12 protein-coding genes are annotated in these 18748 nt (G+C 70.3%); 11 read left to right on the top strand and 1 reads right to left on the bottom strand.

Going from position 1 to position 18748, the window contains the following annotated elements; genetic code table 11:
- Both AB0M97_RS28775 and AB0M97_RS28780 read left to right on the top strand, forming a co-directional pair.
- The coding region (locus AB0M97_RS28775) for a fasciclin domain-containing protein (RefSeq protein WP_365960362.1) at window positions 1-132 on the top strand (132 nt) is incomplete at its 5' end.
- A gap of 371 nt (window positions 133-503) precedes the next feature.
- The gene (locus AB0M97_RS28780) at window positions 504-650 is read left to right on the top strand and encodes a hypothetical protein (RefSeq protein WP_365963907.1); all 147 of its coding nucleotides are present in this window, start codon (window positions 504-506) and stop codon (window positions 648-650) included.
- A gap of 98 nt (window positions 651-748) precedes the next feature.
- On the opposite strand, the gene AB0M97_RS28785 is transcribed toward AB0M97_RS28780, so the two are convergent.
- Complete coding sequence (locus tag AB0M97_RS28785) at window positions 749-1669, bottom strand: immunity 49 family protein (protein WP_365963908.1); 921 nt, start codon at window positions 1667-1669, stop codon at window positions 749-751.
- 780 nt (window positions 1670-2449) lie between these two features.
- Here AB0M97_RS28785 and AB0M97_RS28790 point away from each other — a divergent pair.
- The 9 genes from AB0M97_RS28790 (at window position 2450) to AB0M97_RS28830 (ending at window position 18738) form a co-directional block, all read left to right on the top strand.
- Entirely contained in the window at window positions 2450-3274 is an 825-nt protein-coding gene (locus AB0M97_RS28790; RefSeq protein WP_365963909.1) for an IclR family transcriptional regulator C-terminal domain-containing protein, read from the top strand.
- Between the two features lie 631 nt (window positions 3275-3905).
- The gene (locus tag AB0M97_RS28795) at window positions 3906-4265 is read left to right on the top strand and encodes a helix-turn-helix transcriptional regulator (RefSeq protein ID WP_365963925.1); all 360 of its coding nucleotides are present in this window, start codon (window positions 3906-3908) and stop codon (window positions 4263-4265) included.
- 239 nt (window positions 4266-4504) lie between these two features.
- Window positions 4505-6049 carry an acyl-CoA carboxylase subunit beta gene (locus AB0M97_RS28800; RefSeq protein WP_365963926.1) on the top strand — a complete coding sequence of 515 codons (1545 nt, stop codon included), beginning with the start codon at window positions 4505-4507 and terminating at the stop codon, window positions 6047-6049.
- Window positions 6046-6330: an acyl-CoA carboxylase subunit epsilon gene (locus AB0M97_RS28805; protein WP_365963910.1), complete on the top strand. Its 285-nt coding sequence runs from the start codon at window positions 6046-6048 to the stop codon at window positions 6328-6330. Before AB0M97_RS28800 ends, AB0M97_RS28805 begins: the two co-directional genes overlap by 4 nt.
- 134 nt (window positions 6331-6464) lie before the next feature.
- Window positions 6465-7754 carry a wax ester/triacylglycerol synthase domain-containing protein gene (locus AB0M97_RS28810; protein ID WP_365963911.1) on the top strand — a complete coding sequence of 430 codons (1290 nt, stop codon included), beginning with the start codon at window positions 6465-6467 and terminating at the stop codon, window positions 7752-7754.
- Window positions 7755-7818: 64 nt separating this feature from the next.
- Entirely contained in the window at window positions 7819-9318 is a 1500-nt protein-coding gene (locus AB0M97_RS28815) for an MFS transporter (RefSeq protein WP_365963912.1), read from the top strand.
- A 90-nt stretch (window positions 9319-9408) separates the two neighbouring features.
- Window positions 9409-10758, top strand: a complete 1350-nt coding sequence (locus tag AB0M97_RS28820; RefSeq protein WP_365963913.1) for an NAD(P)/FAD-dependent oxidoreductase — start codon at window positions 9409-9411, stop codon at window positions 10756-10758.
- A 64-nt stretch (window positions 10759-10822) separates the two neighbouring features.
- On the top strand, window positions 10823-12322 hold the full coding sequence (locus AB0M97_RS28825; RefSeq protein ID WP_365963914.1) for an acyltransferase domain-containing protein: 1500 nt from the start codon (window positions 10823-10825) through the stop codon (window positions 12320-12322).
- 98 nt (window positions 12323-12420) lie between these two features.
- Entirely contained in the window at window positions 12421-18738 is a 6318-nt protein-coding gene (locus AB0M97_RS28830; RefSeq protein WP_365963915.1) for an SDR family oxidoreductase, read from the top strand.
- The last annotated feature ends 10 nt before the right edge of the window (window positions 18739-18748 follow it).

Consider the following 18748-nt stretch of genomic DNA (forward strand, 5'->3'; position numbering starts at 1 on the left):
TCGAAGCTGACCACGTCCGGCTCCGACGAGTCCTACACGGTCAACGACTCCGCCAAGGTGGCCTGCGGCAACGTCAAGACCGCCAACGCCAACGTCTACATCATCGACACCGTCCTCATGCCGAAGAGCTGACGACACCGGTCGGCCGGGCGCCACACGAACAGGCGCCCGGCCGAAGGGCTCTGCATAGCCGGGCCACATCCGCACGGCCGAGCGCAGCGGGAACAGCCTGACTGCTCCCGCGTACGGGATCGCCTTCCCCAGCGTGCACTGGGCCACGATCCCCGCGTGAACCCCCAAACCGTGCCGTGGCGGATCTGACACACCGTCCAGGTCACGCGGCTGCACACGCTCCTGCTAACCGTGCCTGCCCCGGTCGCAGCCCTGATCGACAGAAGCCCCGGTCCAGTCGAAGGCAAAACCCTGGCCCGCCGGTCACTGCGCACAGTGCCAGGGGGACTGTAAATCGTTCGGTGTAACTCCCGATCATGGAGGATGCATCGATGACCAGTGAGAACGTGGCCGAGGATGAGGTCGGCGAGGCGGCAGTGGCTGTGTCGGCGAAGGCCGTGGACGACCAGCTGATCGACGAACTGGTGAGCCGTGCCCGGGCCGAGGGCTTGCAGGCGATGTATGGACCCGCGCCCTGAAGAGCGGCTTCACCGTTACCCGCACCTGACCAACCCGCCCTGCGGGGCCCAGTTGATCTGCCCGGCCTGCCGCGCCAAGGACCAGGCGCCCCACCTAGCTAGGCCGTGTCCGCGCAGTCAGGGCAGCCGCCTCTTCCCACCATGCCGTGCGGCAGATAGCCGGACTGCACGCTCAACTCCCACCCGTGCACTTGGACCGCAAGGGCGGCCAAGGCGAGGGCGCCGGTCGGCAGCAGAGTCCTGGGGGCGGGATCGGGTCCCACGCTTGCCCGGTGCTCGATGAGCCTGGCCACGAGAGCCTGCTCAAAGGCGTGCTGGTCGTCGTCAAGGAGTATGCGAAGAAGACGATGGTCCGCTGCCAGGGGCCTGTTCAGGTCAAGTTGCCGGGCAGCCTCTGCGCGCTCGTCTGTGTCCGGCTTGTGCAGGGGCACGGAGGGCCAGTCGCGGGGCAGGTGTCCGCTCGCCTCGGTCAGGTAGAGGCACAGTGCGTCCATGGCGGCAAGATCGGCCGGATCCGACGTCGCGGTCAGCTTCGAGTACGGCACCCCGTCGCGGATCGCGGGCGCATAGTCGTTTCGCAACAGCAGACCAATTACCCGTTGCCAGTCCCAAACCAGGCCGCTGACCAGGCAGAGGGCGAACACGTCGAGCCATGTCTGTGCCGTGGGCGCCTGCTCGACGACGTCTTCGAATGCGATGTGCTCGCTGCTGAGCTGCTCATCGATGAGCGGGAAGAGAATCTCCTGGTCGCCGTTCGGGAAGCACCCCACGCTCAATACCCCGAGGGAGCACTCCGCCGCGGTCCGCAGTGCCGCACGCGATGACCCGTCGAGCCCGGGGTCCGCCACGGTGCACGCGGCGACGTAATCGAGGAGCTCGTCACGCATCTCCTGCAACTTCTTCGGAGACGGGTCGTCGTAGCGCATCCAATGCCACCGCTGCCTGGTCCGCCGGCTGATGTCGTCGAGTGCCCGGGTCATGTGCTGTGCGCTGACCTCATGGCACCTCACGTCCTGCACGGATGTCATCCTCTCGTCGTCTTCTCACCGGACGCGGCACACTAGCAACGAGGTCGGACATCGCACCTGGTCCGGCCCCGTGAGCCGAGCACAGAACGGGCGCTGGCCGGGCACCGCTGCCGCAGGCATGAACGAGGTCTGCGCCGACGTGTGGATCCCGCATTTCACCGACGCGCCCGCGGATGCACGCCCCCGTACCGGGAACGGACCACGGGCGGTGCGCGGAGGCAGTGGCGACCTCCATCCGTGACAAGGCTGCGACGAGTGGCTGCTGTCGCTCTCCGCCACCCGCGACGAGTTCGGGGACTTCACCGCGGTCCGTCCGGTCGCACCCGTGCCCACCAGCTGGTTGCTGCATTCTTGTGGCAAACACAGCATTCCCGGCAGCCGGTTGAAGAGATTCTGTGAATCAGGGGTGGCGGTTTGCCGACGGCGGTAGCGCATTCCTCGGCGCATTCAGCGTCATGATCAAATGCTGGCGATAGCGATAGCGCGGAGCACGCGTCGCGGTTCCGTGGACCATCAATTCGGCAGCCGGAACCGGCTGACCGCAGGGCAAGACACGTGGAGAGCCGGATGCGTGGAGACACGCACGTCCGGTTCGGGCGGCTCGGGGAAACGGAACGACAGCAACGTCGACACTGCGCCCTGGGCCGACCACACACTGTCACCAGCGAGTTTATGCGGGAACAGTAAGATCGTGGAGGGCGTTGGTGCCGTGGTCGGGCATGGGCCCTGGTGCCAGGAAGGGCGCCACAAAGGAACGGGGAACGGGGAAACATGGTCAAGAGCGGTAATCAAGGAGGAAGCGAACACGCCGTGCGGGTCTTCCGGGTCCAACGAGCTTTCACCGAGCTCGAAGGGCAGATGCACGGTCCGGGTGAGCTGGCCGAGGCGACGGGACTGGACGACTCGACGGTTCACCGGATTCTGCAGTCCGGTGTTCACGACGGCATATTCGTACGCGAGGGGCGTGGCCTCTACCGGCTCGGCTCCGGCGCCGCGCGTCTCGGCCTGAAGGCTCTCACGCACGCGCCCAACACCGCTGAGGCGCACGGGGTGTTAGAGGACTTACGCAGAGCCACCGACGGAGGGCTCGTGTTTCTCTTCGGGCTGGCCCCCTTCGGCGGCGCCAAGAAGCAGTGCCTGGACATGGCGGTCGGCAACTCGGACCTGTCGGAGCTCGGCATCAGCCAGCGTGCCCTCCTGGCGGTCTTTCAGTCGTTGCGTACGGGTGCCTGCGGGCGGGCGATCCTCGCCCACCTGCCGGAGGTCATTCAGGAAGGCGTGCTGGCCGAGCCGACTCCCGTGGACGCGGGCCCCGGCGTGCTCCGGGACGAAGACACCCTGCTGGCCTCCCTCACGGCCGTGCGCGAACAAGGGGTGGCCATCGACTCGGAGGAGTGCGCCACCGGCTGGAACGGCCTTGGTGTGCCGGTCCGTTGGGATGGGCTGATCATGGGCTCCGTGGCGGTACTCAAGCCCAAGGAGGCCATGCCTGAGTGGCCGGCCGGCATTCTGAGGGCCATGAAGGGGGCCGCCGCGGTGTTCAGCGAGGCGGGCGGGCGCGGAGCCTGGTCGTCGGAGACCGCCAGCTCGTTCTGATTCCGGCGGCCGGGACCAACTCGTCCTGGTCCCGGCCGCCCACAGGGCGCGACCGCGGAGCCGCAAGTGGTGAGCGCGGCTCCGCGGTACGGGTACGCGGTGCGGCTCCACGGTGCGGGTACGCCCGGTTGGTCTCGCCCCGGGCGTACCGGGCCATGGCCCCGCGGAGGGCCTGCGCACGGCCCGATCCGACCCCGCAGGCGAGAGGTTCCCGGAAGTAGGTTCCCGGAAGTCCCGTGAGGTCCGCGTACGCGGGGCCTCCAGCGGAATCGTCGCCGCCATCGCGATGTGATCCCGCTGTCACAAACACTTCCTGCCGGGGCATCCGGTGTGACCGGCGTTCACGAAACATTCGCTTCGCGCATGAGAATCCGGTGTCGTTTCTCATGTGCCGGGAACGGTGCGGCGCGCATTCTCATCCCGCGGGAGAGGATTTTCGTTTCTTGACAGACCCCGGTGCCGGTGCCTAATACTCGAACGGTGATGAGCCGGAGCTCCGACGCTCCGGATTCGCCGTCAGGGGGAGCTGTCTTGGTCTGCGCTGTCGATACCCGTTCGCACGCACCGCCGGAAGAGCGGCCGGACGAGGAGAAGAAAGCGGTTTGCTGCCCGGCAGCCAGTGCCGCAGCAGGTGACACCGAAGGTCCTGCCGCGGTCTGTTTTCGCAGGCCGCGCCGCGAGCCACGCCGCAGGTCACATCGCAGGCCCGGCCGGTGCAGGAGATGACGCACCGCTCTCCTGGAAGCTGGAGTCGGATCGGGTTCCGCTGCTCTCCGCGCGTGAGGCGGAAGTATTCAGTCTCCTCGGCGAGGGATATTCCAACCGCATTGTCGCGCGCGAACTGAATATCACCGAAAGCGCAGTCAAATTCCATGTGACACGAGTGCTGGGCAGATTGGGTGTTGAATCCAGGTTGCAAGCAGGCCTTGTCACCCATTCTCATAGCCGCCTGTACCAAGGTGCAGTACCGCACAGCATGGATACAAGATAGTTCATGCCTGGAAGGAAAGGCCGAGGTTACGGGCCCGGTTTTTCTCCGAAGGTTTTCCCGAGACGCACCCTGAGAAGGTCCCGAGCGCGACTTCGTGGAATCTCGCCGCTCTCGCTCTCCCCTCCACCCCTTCTCGGTGACGGAGAAAGGACACGCCCATGCCGGCCCAGCCCGCCGCTCTCGCCGAGAGCCCCGCGCAGACTCGTGCGGCGCATGCCCCCGAGCCCGCCACGCCCGGCATGCGGGACAGCATCGACGCCCTGCACGCCACCCGCCTGGCCGCCGAGCAGGGGGCCGGCGCGCACGCCACCGAGCAGCAGCACGCCCGGGGCAAGCTGACCGCCCGCGAACGCCTGGATCTCCTCTTCGACGAAGGTTCGTTCACCGAGGTCGAGCAGTTGCGCAGGCACCGCGCCACCGGCTTCGGCCTGGAGGACCGCAGGCCTCACACCGACGGCGTCGTCACCGGCTGGGGCACGGTCCACGGCCGCACCGTCTTCGCGTACGCCCACGACTTCCGCATCTTCGGCGGCTCGCTCGGTGAGGCCCACGCCATGAAGATCCACAAGATCATGGACATGGCCGTCAAGGCGGGCGCCCCGCTGGTGTCGCTCAACGACGGTGCCGGGGCCCGTATCCAGGAGGGTGTCTCCGCACTGGCCGGGTACGGCGGGATCTTCCAGCGCAACACCAGGGCTTCGGGTGTGATCCCGCAGATCTCGGTGGTGCTCGGTCCGTGCGCGGGCGGCGCCGCCTACTCGCCCGCCCTGACGGACTTCGTCTTCATGGTCCGTGAGACCTCGCAGATGTTCATCACCGGACCTGACGTGGTCCAGGCGGTGACGGGTGAGGAGATCACGCAGAACGGGCTCGGCGGCGCCGACGTCCACGGCACGGTCTCCGGCGTCGCCGGGTTCGTCCACGACGACGAGGCCGAATGCCTGGAGGAAGTGCGCTACCTGCTGTCGCTGCTGCCGTCCAACAACCGGGAACTGCCACCGGCCCTCGAACCCGGCGACCCGGCGGACCGCCGGACCGACGCGCTCGCCGACCTGGTCCCCGCCGAGGGGAACCGGCCGTACGACATGCGCGCGGTGATCCAGGAGATCGTCGACGACGGCGAGCTGATGGAGACGCACGCGGGCTGGGCGGGCAACATCATCTGTGCGCTGGCCCGGCTGGACGGGCGGACCGTCTGCGTGATTGCCAACCAGCCCACCCACCTGGCCGGAGCACTGGACATCCACGCCTCGGAGAAGGCCGCCCGGTTCGTCTCCACCTGCGACGCCTTCAACATCCCCCTGGTCACCCTCGTCGACGTACCCGGCTTCCTGCCCGGCGTGGACCAGGAGCACAACGGCATCATCCGGCACGGCGCGAAGCTGCTGTACGCGTACTGCAATGCCACCGTGCCGCGTATCTCCCTGGTGCTGCGCAAGGCCTACGGAGGGGCGTACATCGTCATGGACTCCCAGTCCGTCGGCGCCGACCTGACGTACGCCTGGCCGACGAACGAGATCGCGGTGATGGGCGCCGAGGGGGCGGCGAACGTCGTCTTCCGCCGGGAGATCGCCGCCTCTGACGCTCCGGAGGTGACCCGGGCTCAGCTGGTCAAGGAGTACAGGCAAGAACTCATGCACCCTTACTACGCCGCTGAACGCGGCCTCGTCGACGATGTCATAGACCCCGCGCACACCCGCTCGGTGCTCATCGAGGCGCTGCGTGTCCTGCGTACCAAGGACGTCGACCTGCCGTCGCGCAAGCACGGCAACCCGCCGGTATGACGGGCACCGCGGACACCACGGACGGCACGGGTACAACGAAGACCACGGGCCCCATGCTCACGGTGGTGCGGGGGCGTCCCGACGATCTCGAACTGGCCGCGGTCACCGTCGTCCTGGGAGCCTTGGCGCAGCAGGCGGACACCACCGCGCCGCCGTCGGCGCCGGGCCCGGTGGGCGTGCGATGGGGCGGCGACGGCCGCATCCGCCCGGCCGGCTCCTGGCGCCGCGTCGCCGGCAGACACCGGCCGGGCCCCGCGGGCCGCGCCCGGGGCATGTCATGAGCCGCCCCCGCGAAAGCAGCCGGAGGCCGCGGCCCACCCGTCCTGGGCCGACAGGGCTGGAACCGCGCCCCGGACCGTACCCGCGTGCCGTTACCGACACCGGTTTCCCCGACACAATCGACTGGGAGCCGATAGTGAAACATCCACTCAACCCGATCGACGAGGTCTTTCTCGCCATGGACCGCGGACTCAGCCTGCTCCAAGGGCAGTTGCTGCGGTTCCGTGGAGATACGCCATCGCTGGACGAGCTCCATGACCACCTGGCGGAACGACTGCCCGGCCTGCCGCGGCTGACCCACCGGGTGGTGACCGGCAGGCGCGGCGCGTTCCGCGCCCCCAGTGCCGGCTTCGACCTGCGCGACCACGTGCAGGAGATGGAGCTCCCGGCCGGCACCCCGCTGGACGAGGCGCTGACCGCTCTGGTGCGCCTGCCGCTGAGCGAGAGCGGCCCCCTGTGGTCGATGCACCTCGTCCACGGATACGCGGACGGTGAGTACGCCGTCTGTTACCGGGTCCACCATGGCCTGGAGGACGGGATGGGCGCGGCCCGCGTCGCCGCCGTCCTGTTCGGCGGCACTCCGCACTCGTGGCCGACACCCCGGGACGGGCAGCGGGACGGGCTGCGCGCGGGACCGCTGTGCACCGCCGGGCCGTTGGAGCTGCTGCACGGCACGCTCAGCGTGGGCGCCGGCATGGTGCGGGGGCTGGCACCCGGCCGGCTCTGGCCCAGGACGTACTCCGGCCCGGAGAACCTGGCCATGTGCAGTACGAGTGCCACCCGGCGCGAACTGATCGAACTGGGAAGGGGATTCGGCGGCACCGTCAACGACGTTTTCCTCATGGCACTGTGGGGCGCGCTGTCCGCCTGGAGCACGACGGGCGACGGCCGCCGCGACGTCCGCTCGGTGTTCCGCGCGTCGCCCGTACCGGTGCGGATGCCGCTGAGTACCCGGCAGGACGGTGAGGAGGACGCCGTCGGCAACCACCTCACGACGGCCGTTGTCACACTGCCCAGCCAGGAACTGCCGCCCGCCGAGGCGTTCGCGCAGCTCGTCGGCAGCACCCAGCGGATGCGTTGCAACGGTCTGCGGCCGGCCAGCAGGGCGCTGATCGCCCTGCTGCCTGCAGCCCTGACCCGCTGGACGGTGAGGCGCCTGCTCAGCCCCCGCTCGTCTCCGCTGTACGCCTCCAACTACGTGCTGCCGGGCTCTCTTTCCTTCCGCGGCGACCAGGTCGTGGATGCGATACCCCTCGGTGTGCTGCTGCCGGGCAACGCCCTGTCCGTGACGCTGCTGTCCTGCGGCTCACGGGTCCGGGTCAGTTTCCTGTACGACCGCAGACTGCCGGACGCCCAGCGGCTGGCCGTCCTGTGGCGTGAGGCCCTCGACGAACTCGACGCGATGAACGTGCCGCACCCGGCGTAGCCGTCCGTGCCGCACGCACCGCCACGTCCGGTACCCCCCACCACCCACCCTCGGAGGGCTTTCCATGTCAAGTCGGCCCAGTTCTCGCGGTCACTCCTTATGGACCCTGATCGTGACCGGACTCGCGGTCTTCATGGCGGCGCTGGACAACCTCGTCGTCATCACCGCTCTGCCCGCCATTCAGGAGTCGCTCGACACGAGTTTGCAGGATCTGGAATGGACGGTGAACGCCTACACCCTGTCCTTCGCCGTCTTCCTGATGGCCGGTGCGGCGGCCGGTGACCGCTTCGGCCGCCGCCGGATGTTCGTGGCGGGACTTGTCGTCTTCACCGCGGCGTCGGCGGCGTGCGCCCTCGCCGACACCTCCCAGCAGCTGATCATCGCCCGTGCCGTGCAGGGCTTCGGCGCCGCCATCGTCATGCCGCTGACGCTGACCCTGCTGACCGTCGCGGTGCCGCCCCGTCGGCGTGCCCTCGCGCTGGGCATCTGGGGTGCGCTGAGCGGACTGGCTGTCGCGCTCGGGCCGCTGATCGGCGGCGCCGTCGTCGAGAAGATCTCCTGGGAGTGGATCTTCTGGGTCAATGTGCCGATCGGTGTGGTGGTGCTGGCACTCAGCCTGTGGAAGCTCGCCGAGAGCAAGCACCCGGAGAGCACGCTCGACAAGACGGGCACCGTCCTGTTGAGCCTCGGCATGTTCGGAGTGGTGTACGCCCTCGTGCGGACCACCGAGCACGACTGGGCCAGCAGCGAGGTGCTGACCTACCTGATCGCCGGAGTGGCGCTCATCGCGGCCTTCGTCCTCTGGGAGCTGCGCACCCCCCACCCGATGCTGCCGATGCGGCTGTTCCGCAGCCGTTCGTTCTGCGCCGTCAACTCGGTCAGCCTCCTGATGTTCGCGGCCATGTTCGGGCTGGTGTTCCTGCTGACCCAGTTCATGCAGAACATCCAGGGCTTCTCGCCGCTCGAAGCGGGGGTGCGGATGCTGCCGTGGACCGCGATGCCGGTCCTGGTCGCCCCGTTCACCGCCCTGCTCACCGGACGGCTGGGCAACCGGCTGGTGGTCGCCGCGGGCCTGCTGTTCGAGGCGGTCGGCCTCGGCTGGCTCGCCCTGGTGACCGAGGTGAACACCGACTACGCCGACCAGGTTCCCGGGCTGGTGCTCGGCGGCGTCGGACTCGGGTTGTTCTTCGCCCCCGTCGCCGAGATGGCCATGAACATCGTCGCCCCCCGTGACCAGGGGGTCGCCTCCGGAGCCAACAACACCTTCAGGGAGCTCGGCGGTGTGCTCGGCGTGGCCGTGCTGATGTCGGTGTTCACCGCCCAGGGCGGCTACGGCTCGCCGCAGACCTTCGTGGACGGCCTGGTCCCGGCCACCTGGGTCGGCGCCGCGATCGCTGCCCTCGGCTGCCTCGCCATCCTCGCCGCACCGCGCCGGTCCAGGGAGCAGAACGACGCGTGGCAGGAAGAACAGGACGAGGAGCGCCCGGACACCGGGAAGACGGATCCGGCCGGCCCGTCGGCCCCGACTGACCCGGCTGACGTGCTGGAACCCTCGCAGCGCTGACAGCCGCCCGGAGCCCTGGGCCGCCCTGGGCAAGGCCCCGGACCGTAAGCATTCGCCCGACAGTCGACCAGCCAGTGGCAGGGAGTCGAGATGTACGACGCAATAGTTGTCGGCGCACGGATCAGCGGCGCCGCCACGGCCATGCTGCTGTCCCGGGCAGGCCACAAGGTGCTGTTGCTCGACCGGGCCGTGTTCCCGGGAGGCAAGGCGGCGGCGACCAACCTGGTCCACCCGCCGGGCATACTCCGGCTCAAACGCTGGGGTCTGCTCGACGAGTTGACCGCCACCGGCTGCCCGCCCATCACCGAGTACGGCCTGCGTAGCGGCCCGGTGGAGCTGATGGCCCGGCTGCCCGCCGTGGACGGGGTGGGCGAGGCGTACTCCCCGGAGCGAGCCAGGCTCGACCAGATCCTGCTGGACGCCGCGGTCCGGGCCGGGGCGGAACTGCGTACCGGCGTCTCGGTCCGGGAGCTGATCACCGACGACGCGGGCACGGTCACCGGTGTGCGGGGGGAGACGGCGAACCGCACCCCCGTCGTCGAGCGCGCCCCGGTCGTGGTGGGCGCCGACGGCTCCAACTCGACCGTGGCCAGGCTGGTGGACGCGCCGAAGTACGACGCGCACCCGGTCCTCAACAAGAGCCACTGGTCGTACTGGGAGGGACTGCCGCACGACGGACGGGTCCGCACCTACCGACAGGCCGGCAAGCACGCGTTCACCTGGCCGACCCACGACGGGCTGACCATCGTGGGAGTGGCTCTGCCGGTCGCCGACTTCAAGGCGACGAGCGACGAGGACCGCGACCGTACGGTCATCTCCGCGTTCGACGAGGTGGATCCCGCGCGGGCCGATCTGCTGCGCGCGACCAAGCGCGTCGACCGCTGGATGACCGGATCCGTACCGAACTTCCTGCGCCGCTCACACGGCCCCGGCTGGGCGTTGGCCGGGGACGCCGGCTACACCCGGGACCCGATCACCGCTGCCGGGATCACCGACGGGCTGCGCGGCGCGGAACTCCTCGCCGCCGCCATCGGGTCGGGCCTCTCCGGCAGCGAACCGCTGCCGGCCGCGCTCGCCCGCTACGCCCGCGACCGCGACGACCTGGTCACCGGCCATTACCTCTACACCCGGGACCACGCGACGATCGCGGACCACTCGCGCGAGGAGCTGGCGTTCATCCGGGCCATGAACCGCAGCCCCACACACGGCCGCGCGATGGTCGGCATGTTCGCCACGATGATCCACCCGGCGGAGTTCTACTCGCCGGCCAGCGTCCACGCCCTGCTCGACCATCTGGAGCCGGGCAACGGGCCGGGCTGGAAACTGCGAATGGTGCGCTGGCTGGCCCGCGGCGCGCCCCGGCACATCCCCGGGGCGACCCGCACAGCCGACCGGCTGGTGGCCAAGAACCTCGGCCCGATGGGCCAGTACCTGGCCTGACCCTCGCCCTCCCCTCTCGTCCTCGTCCTCATCCGATCCGCACCACCAGCTTGGAGGCACCACCATGACCGTCCACACGTCGACGGACCTGCGCACCACCTTCCTCTTCCCCGGCCAGGGCGGTTTCGACAGTGCGGCCCTGCGCCTGGCCGAGGAGAAGCACCCGCAGGTCCGGCGGGTCTTCGAGCGTATCGACGCGGAGACCATGAGCCTGTTCTCGCGCCGAATATCCGACGTCGTCCTCGGGGCGCACCCCACGGACCTGCGCGAACTCCTCGACGACGAAGCCTGGGTCTCCCAGGTGGCCATCTACGCCGCCGGCCTGGCCGCGTACGAGATCCTGGACGCCCAGGGGGTACGTCCGGACGTCCTCGTCGGCCACAGCCTCGGCGAGATCACCGCACTGGTCGCCGCCGGGGCGTTCTCCGTCGAGGACGGGGTGCGGATCGTCGCCCAGCGCGTGGCGGTCATCCAGCGGCAGAACGGCGTCGAGGGCCGCATGGTGGCGCTGTCCGCCGGCGCCGAACGGTCCCGCCGCCTGCTGGAACTGCTGGACGACCCGATGCTGGCTGTCGCCACCGAGAACCACGACGAGCAGACCGTAGTGAGCGGCCCGGGCGAGATTCTCGACCGGGTTGTCGCGATCGCCGGGCAACTGGGCATCGGCGCCATCGAGATCGACGCCCCCTACCCCTTCCACACCCCGGCTCTCGCCCCCGCCGTACCCGAATTCGCCGCATACGTCGGCAAGCTGGACCAGCACCCGCTGCAGCGCCTGGTGTACTCGCCGATCCTCCAGCGGTACTACGAGCCCGACGACGCGCTGGCCGACCGTCTCGCCGAGCACTTCGTCACCCCGGTGCGGTTCGCCGCCGCCGTGCGCCACCTGCAGACCGCCGGTGTCAACACGTTCGTGGAAGCGGGCGGGCGGGCCGCGCTGTCCAAGCTCGTCGTCCGGCTGACCAAGGGCTCGGACGTACGCGCCCTGCCGTCACTCGCGGTCGACCGCGACGGCGGCCTCGCGCTGGACGCCACCCTGCGGATCCTGCGGGACGCCGGTCTGGCCGGTGCCACCGGGTCCCCGGGCCTCGCCGAACTGCTGGCCCCCACAGTGCCTGCCGACGTGTTCGAGGCGTACTGGGCCCAGCACGGCGACGAGGTGCTCCGGCGCATCGCCGACGACCTGGGCGACTTCACCCCGGAGCCGGCGGCGCAGGCACCCTCGCCCGGCACCGGAGCGACCACTCCTGCCGCACCGGCTCCTTCCTCGCCGGCGCCGTCCGCCGAGGCACCGGACCGTGCGGAGATCCACGCCGAACTGCGGACCCTGTACGCCGAGGCGCTGGAGTACCCGGAGGAGGTCTTCGAGGACGGCGTGCAACTCGAGGCCGAACTGGGGGTCGACTCGGTCAAGCAGGTCGAACTGCTCTCCCGCGCCTCCAAGCGATACGGCCTGCCCACACGGGAGGCCGGCTTCCGCCTGGAGAACTACAACACCATGGACAAGATCGTCGACTTCGTGCTCACGGAGCTGTCCGGCCGGGAGGCCGTCGCGGCCGGCTGACAGCGCGCAGCGGGCTGCTCTCGGCTTCCCGTTCCGTCGGCTTCCCCCTGCTTCTTCCCGGTTTCCCTCGCTCCCGGCTCCAGAAGGGCACATGTTCCATGAACGACCTCACAGGCAGGGTGGCCCTGGTCACCGGCGGATCAAAAGGGATAGGCAAGGCCATCGCGCGTGAACTCGCCTCGCGCGGCGCCTCGATTGTCCTCAACTACTTCCACTCGCACGACCGGGCCAAGGCAACCCGCGACGAGCTGACCGCCGAGGGCCACCGGGTCGACCTGGTCCGTGGATCAGTGGCCAGGCAGGAACAGGTCGACCGGATGTTCGCGGAGACGGACCGGCTGCACGGCCGGCTCGACATCCTCGTCAACAGCGCCGCCGACGGCGCGCTGCTGCCGCTGGACGAGATCACCGACGAGCACCTCGACAGGGCCATCGAAGTCAACTACAAGGGCGGGCTGCGCTGCGCACGCGCTGCCGCGCCGCTGATGGCCAGGGGCGGTGGTGGTTCGATCGTCACCGTCTCCGCCCTCGGCGGCTCCCAGATGGTGATGGCCAACTACCTGGCGTGTGCGCCGGCGAAGGCCGCGGCCGAGGCCGCGGCCCGGTACCTGGCCGTGGAGCTGGCACCGCTCGGCATCCGGGTCAACACGGCGTCCGCCGCCATGCTGAGCAGCGAGGTGGCGGACAAGTTCCCGCAAGCGGCCCAGATGCAGGACGTCATAGCGCGGGCCACCCCCTGGGGGCGTCTCGGCACACCGGAGGAGTTCGCCACCGTGGTGGCCTTCCTCGCCTCCGACGACGCCCGCTGGATCACCGGCCAGGTCATCCTCGCCGACGGTGGCCTCACACTGGGCGCCGCCCTGCTCTCGCCTCCCGCCGTGCCTCCCACCCCGCCGCAGGAGCAGCCGGGGGAGCAGGGCCGGCCCGCTCCGGATCCCGCCGCGCTGTCCGCGGCCCGGCCGACCGCCGTGCCGGAACCGGCCCCGGTGCGGCGCGTCGAAGCCGTGGCCGGGACGCCCGAGGAGCCCGTGGAGCCCGTGGCGGCAGCCGAAGGGCCCTCCACCGTGACGGAGTTCGGGGACGACTCGATCGCCGTCGTCGGCATGGGCCTGGCCGTCGCCGGGGCGAACAGCCCGGAGGAATTCTGGAAGCTCCGTATGGCGGGCGACGAGTTGTTCGTCGAGGTCCCCGAGGACCGCTGGCAGCACCAGAGCTTCCACTCGGCGGACACGGCAGCCGAGGACAAGGCGTACGCCGACCGCTGTGTGTTCATCACCGGCTTCCAGCCCGCCGACGGCGCCTTGGACGGCATGGAAGGGGCCCCCGACGAGCAGGAGTTCACCACCCAGTGGCTCCGCCACAGCATGGTCCAGGCGCTCGACGGGGTCCGCCGCAGCGACACCGACCGCTGCTCCTTCGTGGTCGGTTACACCCCGGACGGCAGCCAGCACCTGGAGGAGGCCGGGGTCCTGGCCGGCGTGACCAGGATGACGCACGAGATCGTCGACGACCTGGCGATGTCCGACGACGAGCGTGCCGCGCTGCGCGGGGGCATCGACGATTCGCTGACCCGCCGCTACCGGCGCGGCGGCAGCAGCCCGTCCCGGTTCCTGCCGCACCGGGTCGGCGAACTGGCCATGCGGGGCATCCTGCCGGCGTCCACCGAGCTCCACATGGTCGACACCGCGTGCTCCTCCTCGCTCTACGCCATCGACATCGCGGCCAAGGGTCTGCTGATGGGCAAGCAGGACATCGCGGTGTGCGGCGGGGCCTTCGCCCTGGCGCCGCGCGGCACCGTGCTCTTCTCCAAGCTCCAGGGACTGTCCAAGAGCGGCAAGGTGCACGCCCTGGACGAGGCGGCCGACGGCGTGATCTTCGCCGACGGCGCCGCCCTGGTCGTACTCAAGCGGCTGAGCAAGGCCCAGGAGGACGGCGACCGGGTCCTCGGCGTGCTGCGGGCGTTCGGTTCCTCCTCGGACGGCAAGGGCAAGGCGATCTACGCGCCGAACTCGGCCGGCCAGAGTCTCGCCGTGCGGCGCGCGCTGGAGAACGGCGACGTGAACGGCGACGACGTGGACTGGATCAACGCGCACGCGACCGGCACCCCCGCCGGTGACCTCGCGGAGTTCTCCACCTTGCGGGAGCACTTCGGCACGGCCCGGCCGACCGCGGTCACCTCCAACAAGTCCCTGATCGGGCACACCGGCTGGGCGGCCGGAGTCGTCTCGCTCATCGAAAACCTGAAAGGCCTCGAAAAGCGGACCATTCCGGGCCAGTACCGCTTCACCAACCCCCGCGAGGACTTCCGCCTCGCCGACACCCAGCTGGACATCCCGTCCGAGGCGGCGCAGTGGTCAGGGCGCGGTGACCGGCCGCGGCTCGCCGCCGTCTCCGGGTTCGGCTTCGGCGGGACCAACGCGCACCTGATCGTCGCCGAGAACCAGCCGCGCGTCGCGGCGCCCGCCGCGAACCCGTCGGCGGCGACCTCGTCGGAGGCCGTCCCCGCCGTCGCGGCTCCGTCAGCGGCAGCCGTGGTCGACGTGGCCGAGCCCATCCCGGCCGACGCGGTTCCGGCAGGGGCAGCCCTGGCCGAGGCGTCCCACACCAGGACGACGGCGGCCCCCGCCGGGACGATCCCGGCCACCAGGAAGCCGGACCCCGACAGCCGGGTGGCCATCGTCGGGTGGTCGTCGCACCTGCCCGGCCTGGCGGACCACAAGGAGGTGTCGGGCTGGCTGGCCGGCGGGAAGCCGCCGCTGGACACCTTCGGCACCGCGTACCCGTCGCCGCCGTTCAACGAGGTCCGGCTGCCTCCCAAGACCATCAGGGCCCTGGACCGGTGCCAGCTGATGATCCTGCAGTGCGCCCACCGGCTGCGTGACCAGATGCCCGAGTTCTGGAGCAAGCAGGCCGCCAAGACCGGTGTCTTCGTCGGGCACATGGGCCCGACCCGGGCCGCCATGCTGTACGCGAACCGCTGCTACCTCGACGACATCGGGCAGGCCCTCGCCGACTCACCGCTGGCCGGGTCCCCGGCCGCCGCCCAGGTGCTGGAGCGACTGCGCGAGCAGGTGCGGGCGTTGATCCCGGAGTCCAACGAGGACGCTTTCCCCGGCCAGATGCCCAACATCATCTCCGCCCGGGTGTCGAACTACTTCGACCTGCACGGCCCGAACATGACGATGGACTCCGGTTTCGCCTCCGCCCTGTCGTCGATCACCTCGGCCGGCCGCTATCTGCGCACCGGCGAGCTGGACTTCGCGCTGGCCGGCGGCATCAACGGCAACAGCCTCCCGGAGTACCGCGCCCTCATCGGCGATCTGCTCCCGGAGCAGGAGCAGCAACTCGCCGAGGGCGCCTTCCTGTTCGCCCTCGCCACCGAGGAACGGGCGAAGCGCGAGGGCCTGCCGATCCTGGCGTACGTCGACGAGCCGCTCGACAGCGCCGCCGCACAGGCCGGCGCCGTATCCGAGCGGGACTCGGTACGGGACTCCGTGCGGTGCACGGAGCCCGAGCACGCCCGTTATCTGGGCGCCGCCGGGGGACTCGCCGTACTGAAGGCCCTGCACAGGCCCGCCGGCACGGTGGAGGTCTCCTGCGACCAGACCGGCGGCGCACCGGGCGCCCGGCTCCGGCTGACCGTGCCCGGCCCCGCCGCCCCCGCCGGGTCCACCCCGGAGCAGGGCCGGTCACACGGCGCAGCCGTGACCGGCACCCTGCCGGAGCGCTTCCTGTCGGCCACGAACACCGGGGAGGGCGTACCGCTGCGGGTGCGCCGCCAGATACCGGTGCTCGAGGCGACCCCGCCCCGGCGGGTGCGCGAGCCGATTCCGTTCCTGCCGGACGGTGCCCTCGTCGTCACCGACGCCCCCGGCCCGCTGGCCGAGGCGGCAGGCCCCGACGCTGCCCTGACCGTGCTGTCCACCGCCGCGCTGACGGCGCCCCGGCCCGGCTGGCACCACCTGCCCGAGGTCACCCCCGACGCCGTCCGCGAGGCCCTGGCGGGCGCCGGGCGACCGGTCACGCACCTGCGCGTGCTGGCCGACCTGGGGCGCTCGGCACCCGCCGGGCAGTCGCTCACCGAGGGTTCCCCGGCTCTTCTCGCCCTGCACGACGCGGCCTACCTGGCTGTCCAGCACGCGTACGACGGGCTGTCCACCGCGGAGTCCACCCTCGTCATGCTGTTCCTCGACGCGGTGCCCGGCGGCGCACCGCACCCCTTCTCGGGGCTGTTCACCGGTCTGCTCAAGAGCGCCGGCCGGGAACTCGCCGACAGCACCAGTTTCGCGCTGCTCACCTCGGCCACCGAAGTGGGCGACGCGGTGAGGCTGGTGGAGGAGGAAAGCCGGGCGTACCGGGACTTCCCCGTAGTCGTCGACACCGACGGGGTGCGCCGCACCCACCGGCTGAACGACGAGCCGATCGTCCTGGGCGCCTCCGCCCCGGCGGCCCTGGACCGGGACTCCGTGGTCGTCGTCGCCGGCGGCGCCCGAGGCATCACCGCCGAGGTGCTCAAGGCGGTCGCCGCTGAGTTCGGCCCCCGCATCCACGTGTTCGGCAGCAACGACCTGGACAGCTACCCGCCGTCGGTCTTCGCCGGCAGCGACGAGGAGTTCGCGGCGGGCCGGGCGGCCCACATCTCCGCCGAACTCGCCAAGGCCAAGAACAAGGGCAAGGCGAAAGGCAAGGACACGGGCAAGCGCCCTTCCGTGGCGGACCTCAACAAGTCCTTCGACCGGATGCTCAACGCCCGTGACGCCCGGCGCAACCTCGACGCGATGACGGAGCGCAGCGGCGCCGGCCGGGTCACCTACGTGCAGTGCGACATGCGCGACGACGCCCAGGTGGAGAAGGCCATCGGTGCGGTGCTCCAGGAACACGGGCGGATCGACCTGCTGGTCAACGCCGCCGGGCTGCAGCGCTCGGCGCTGATCAAGGACAAGGACTTCGCGGAGTTCACCTCCATCCGTGACCTGAAGGTCCAGTCGTACCTCAACCTCAAGTACGCGCTGCGCGATGCTCCGCCCCGCATCTGGTGCAACTTCGGTTCCCTGCTCGGGTACTTCGGGCAGCTCGGCGAGTCCGACTACGCCTCGGCCAACGACTTCCTGGGCAGCGCGGCCACCTATGCGGCGGCCACCTCGGAACTCCACGAGTTCACCATCGGGTGGACGCTGTGGGCCGGTGTCGGCATGGGCGCCAACGAGCTGACGAAGGCGTACTACGAGCGGGCCGGCTCCTACAGCAACATGGCCGTCCCCGAAGGCGTGCACCACTTCGTACAGGAACTGCACGCACCCGTCCGGCGGCCTTCCCTCGTGCACCTGGGGGACGCCGAACGCGCCACCGTCGAGGAGTTCTACCCCGGCTACCTCACGGGCGGTACGGTCACCGGTGCGACCGCAGGTGCGGCCACCAGTGCGGACGCGGTCGCGTCGGCCACCGGTACGGATGATGTCCCGCCGCAGCCACAGCCGTCGGCGCCCGGCTTCTTCCTGCGCCGTGTCGTCGAGTCGACGGCGACGTCCGCCGTGTTCGAGTGCCGCTTCGACCTGGACACCGACGGCTACCTGGAACACCACACCGTGCGCGGCGAGCCGACCCTGCCGGGAACGTTCGTCACCGAAATGGCCGCGGAGGCCGCCCGGCACCTGGTGCCCGACCAGCACGTCGTCGCTTTCGAGGACCTGCGGTTCGAGCACTTCCTGCGCGTCTACCGCGACCTGCCGACCGCCCCGAAGCGGCTGCACGCGCAGATCGCCGCGTCCTCGGGCGACACGACCACCGTCGCGGTGCGGATCACCGAGGACGTGGTGTCACCGGCCGGCGTCGTACTCGTCAAGGACCGGGTGCACTTCACGGCCCGGGTGCTGCTCGCCGGCACCTTCCCCGCTGCTCCTGTGTGGGAAGCGTGGAACACCGCGGACGACATCCCGGTGCCCGACCCGTACCACCAGTCCGGCTCACCGGTGCGGCTGACCGGGCCGTTCGTGTCCACCACCGACACCCGTATCCACCCCAACGGCAAGCGGGGCCGCTACGCGCTGTCGCTCCGCGGCGACGACCCGACGTGGCAGCAGTTCACCGTTCCGAGCATCCTGCTGGACGGCCTGGCCAGGGTCGGCGTACTGGACCTCGTCGACGGTCGTCTGATCCCCGTCGCCGCGCCGCTGTCGATCCGCCGCATCGACCTGTACGAGGAGACGAACGACCTGGCCCTGTCCGGGGCCGGCGAGGACATCGACCTGTACGCCACGCCGCCCGGCTTCGACCTGGCCGCCGACCTGGTCGACAACCGGTTCATCGCCACCCGGTCCGACGGCCGGATGCTCCTGCAGATGAAGGACATGCAGGCGACGCTGATCGGCTATGTCGACGCCCGGACCGGCGAAGCCGTCCCGGCCACCCGTGACTGACGAGGAAGGA

This window comes from Streptomyces sp. NPDC051207 (assembly GCF_040682395.1).
Classification (GTDB): domain Bacteria; phylum Actinomycetota; class Actinomycetes; order Streptomycetales; family Streptomycetaceae; genus Streptomyces.

What these genes read in the sequence shown, in the direction of transcription:
- AB0M97_RS28825 (WP_365963914.1), top strand. Translation starts at nt 10,823, where the DNA reads ATGACCGTCCACACGTCGACGGACCTGCGCACCACCTTCCTCTTCCCC.
- AB0M97_RS28805 (WP_365963910.1), top strand. Translation starts at nt 6,046, where the DNA reads ATGACGGGCACCGCGGACACCACGGACGGCACGGGTACAACGAAGACC.
- AB0M97_RS28830 (WP_365963915.1), top strand. Translation starts at nt 12,421, where the DNA reads ATGAACGACCTCACAGGCAGGGTGGCCCTGGTCACCGGCGGATCAAAA.
- AB0M97_RS28820 (WP_365963913.1), top strand. Translation starts at nt 9,409, where the DNA reads ATGTACGACGCAATAGTTGTCGGCGCACGGATCAGCGGCGCCGCCACG.
- AB0M97_RS28800 (WP_365963926.1), top strand. Translation starts at nt 4,505, where the DNA reads ATGCGGGACAGCATCGACGCCCTGCACGCCACCCGCCTGGCCGCCGAG.
- AB0M97_RS28790 (WP_365963909.1), top strand. Translation starts at nt 2,450, where the DNA reads ATGGTCAAGAGCGGTAATCAAGGAGGAAGCGAACACGCCGTGCGGGTC.
- AB0M97_RS28815 (WP_365963912.1), top strand. Translation starts at nt 7,819, where the DNA reads ATGTCAAGTCGGCCCAGTTCTCGCGGTCACTCCTTATGGACCCTGATC.
- AB0M97_RS28780 (WP_365963907.1), top strand. Translation starts at nt 504, where the DNA reads ATGACCAGTGAGAACGTGGCCGAGGATGAGGTCGGCGAGGCGGCAGTG.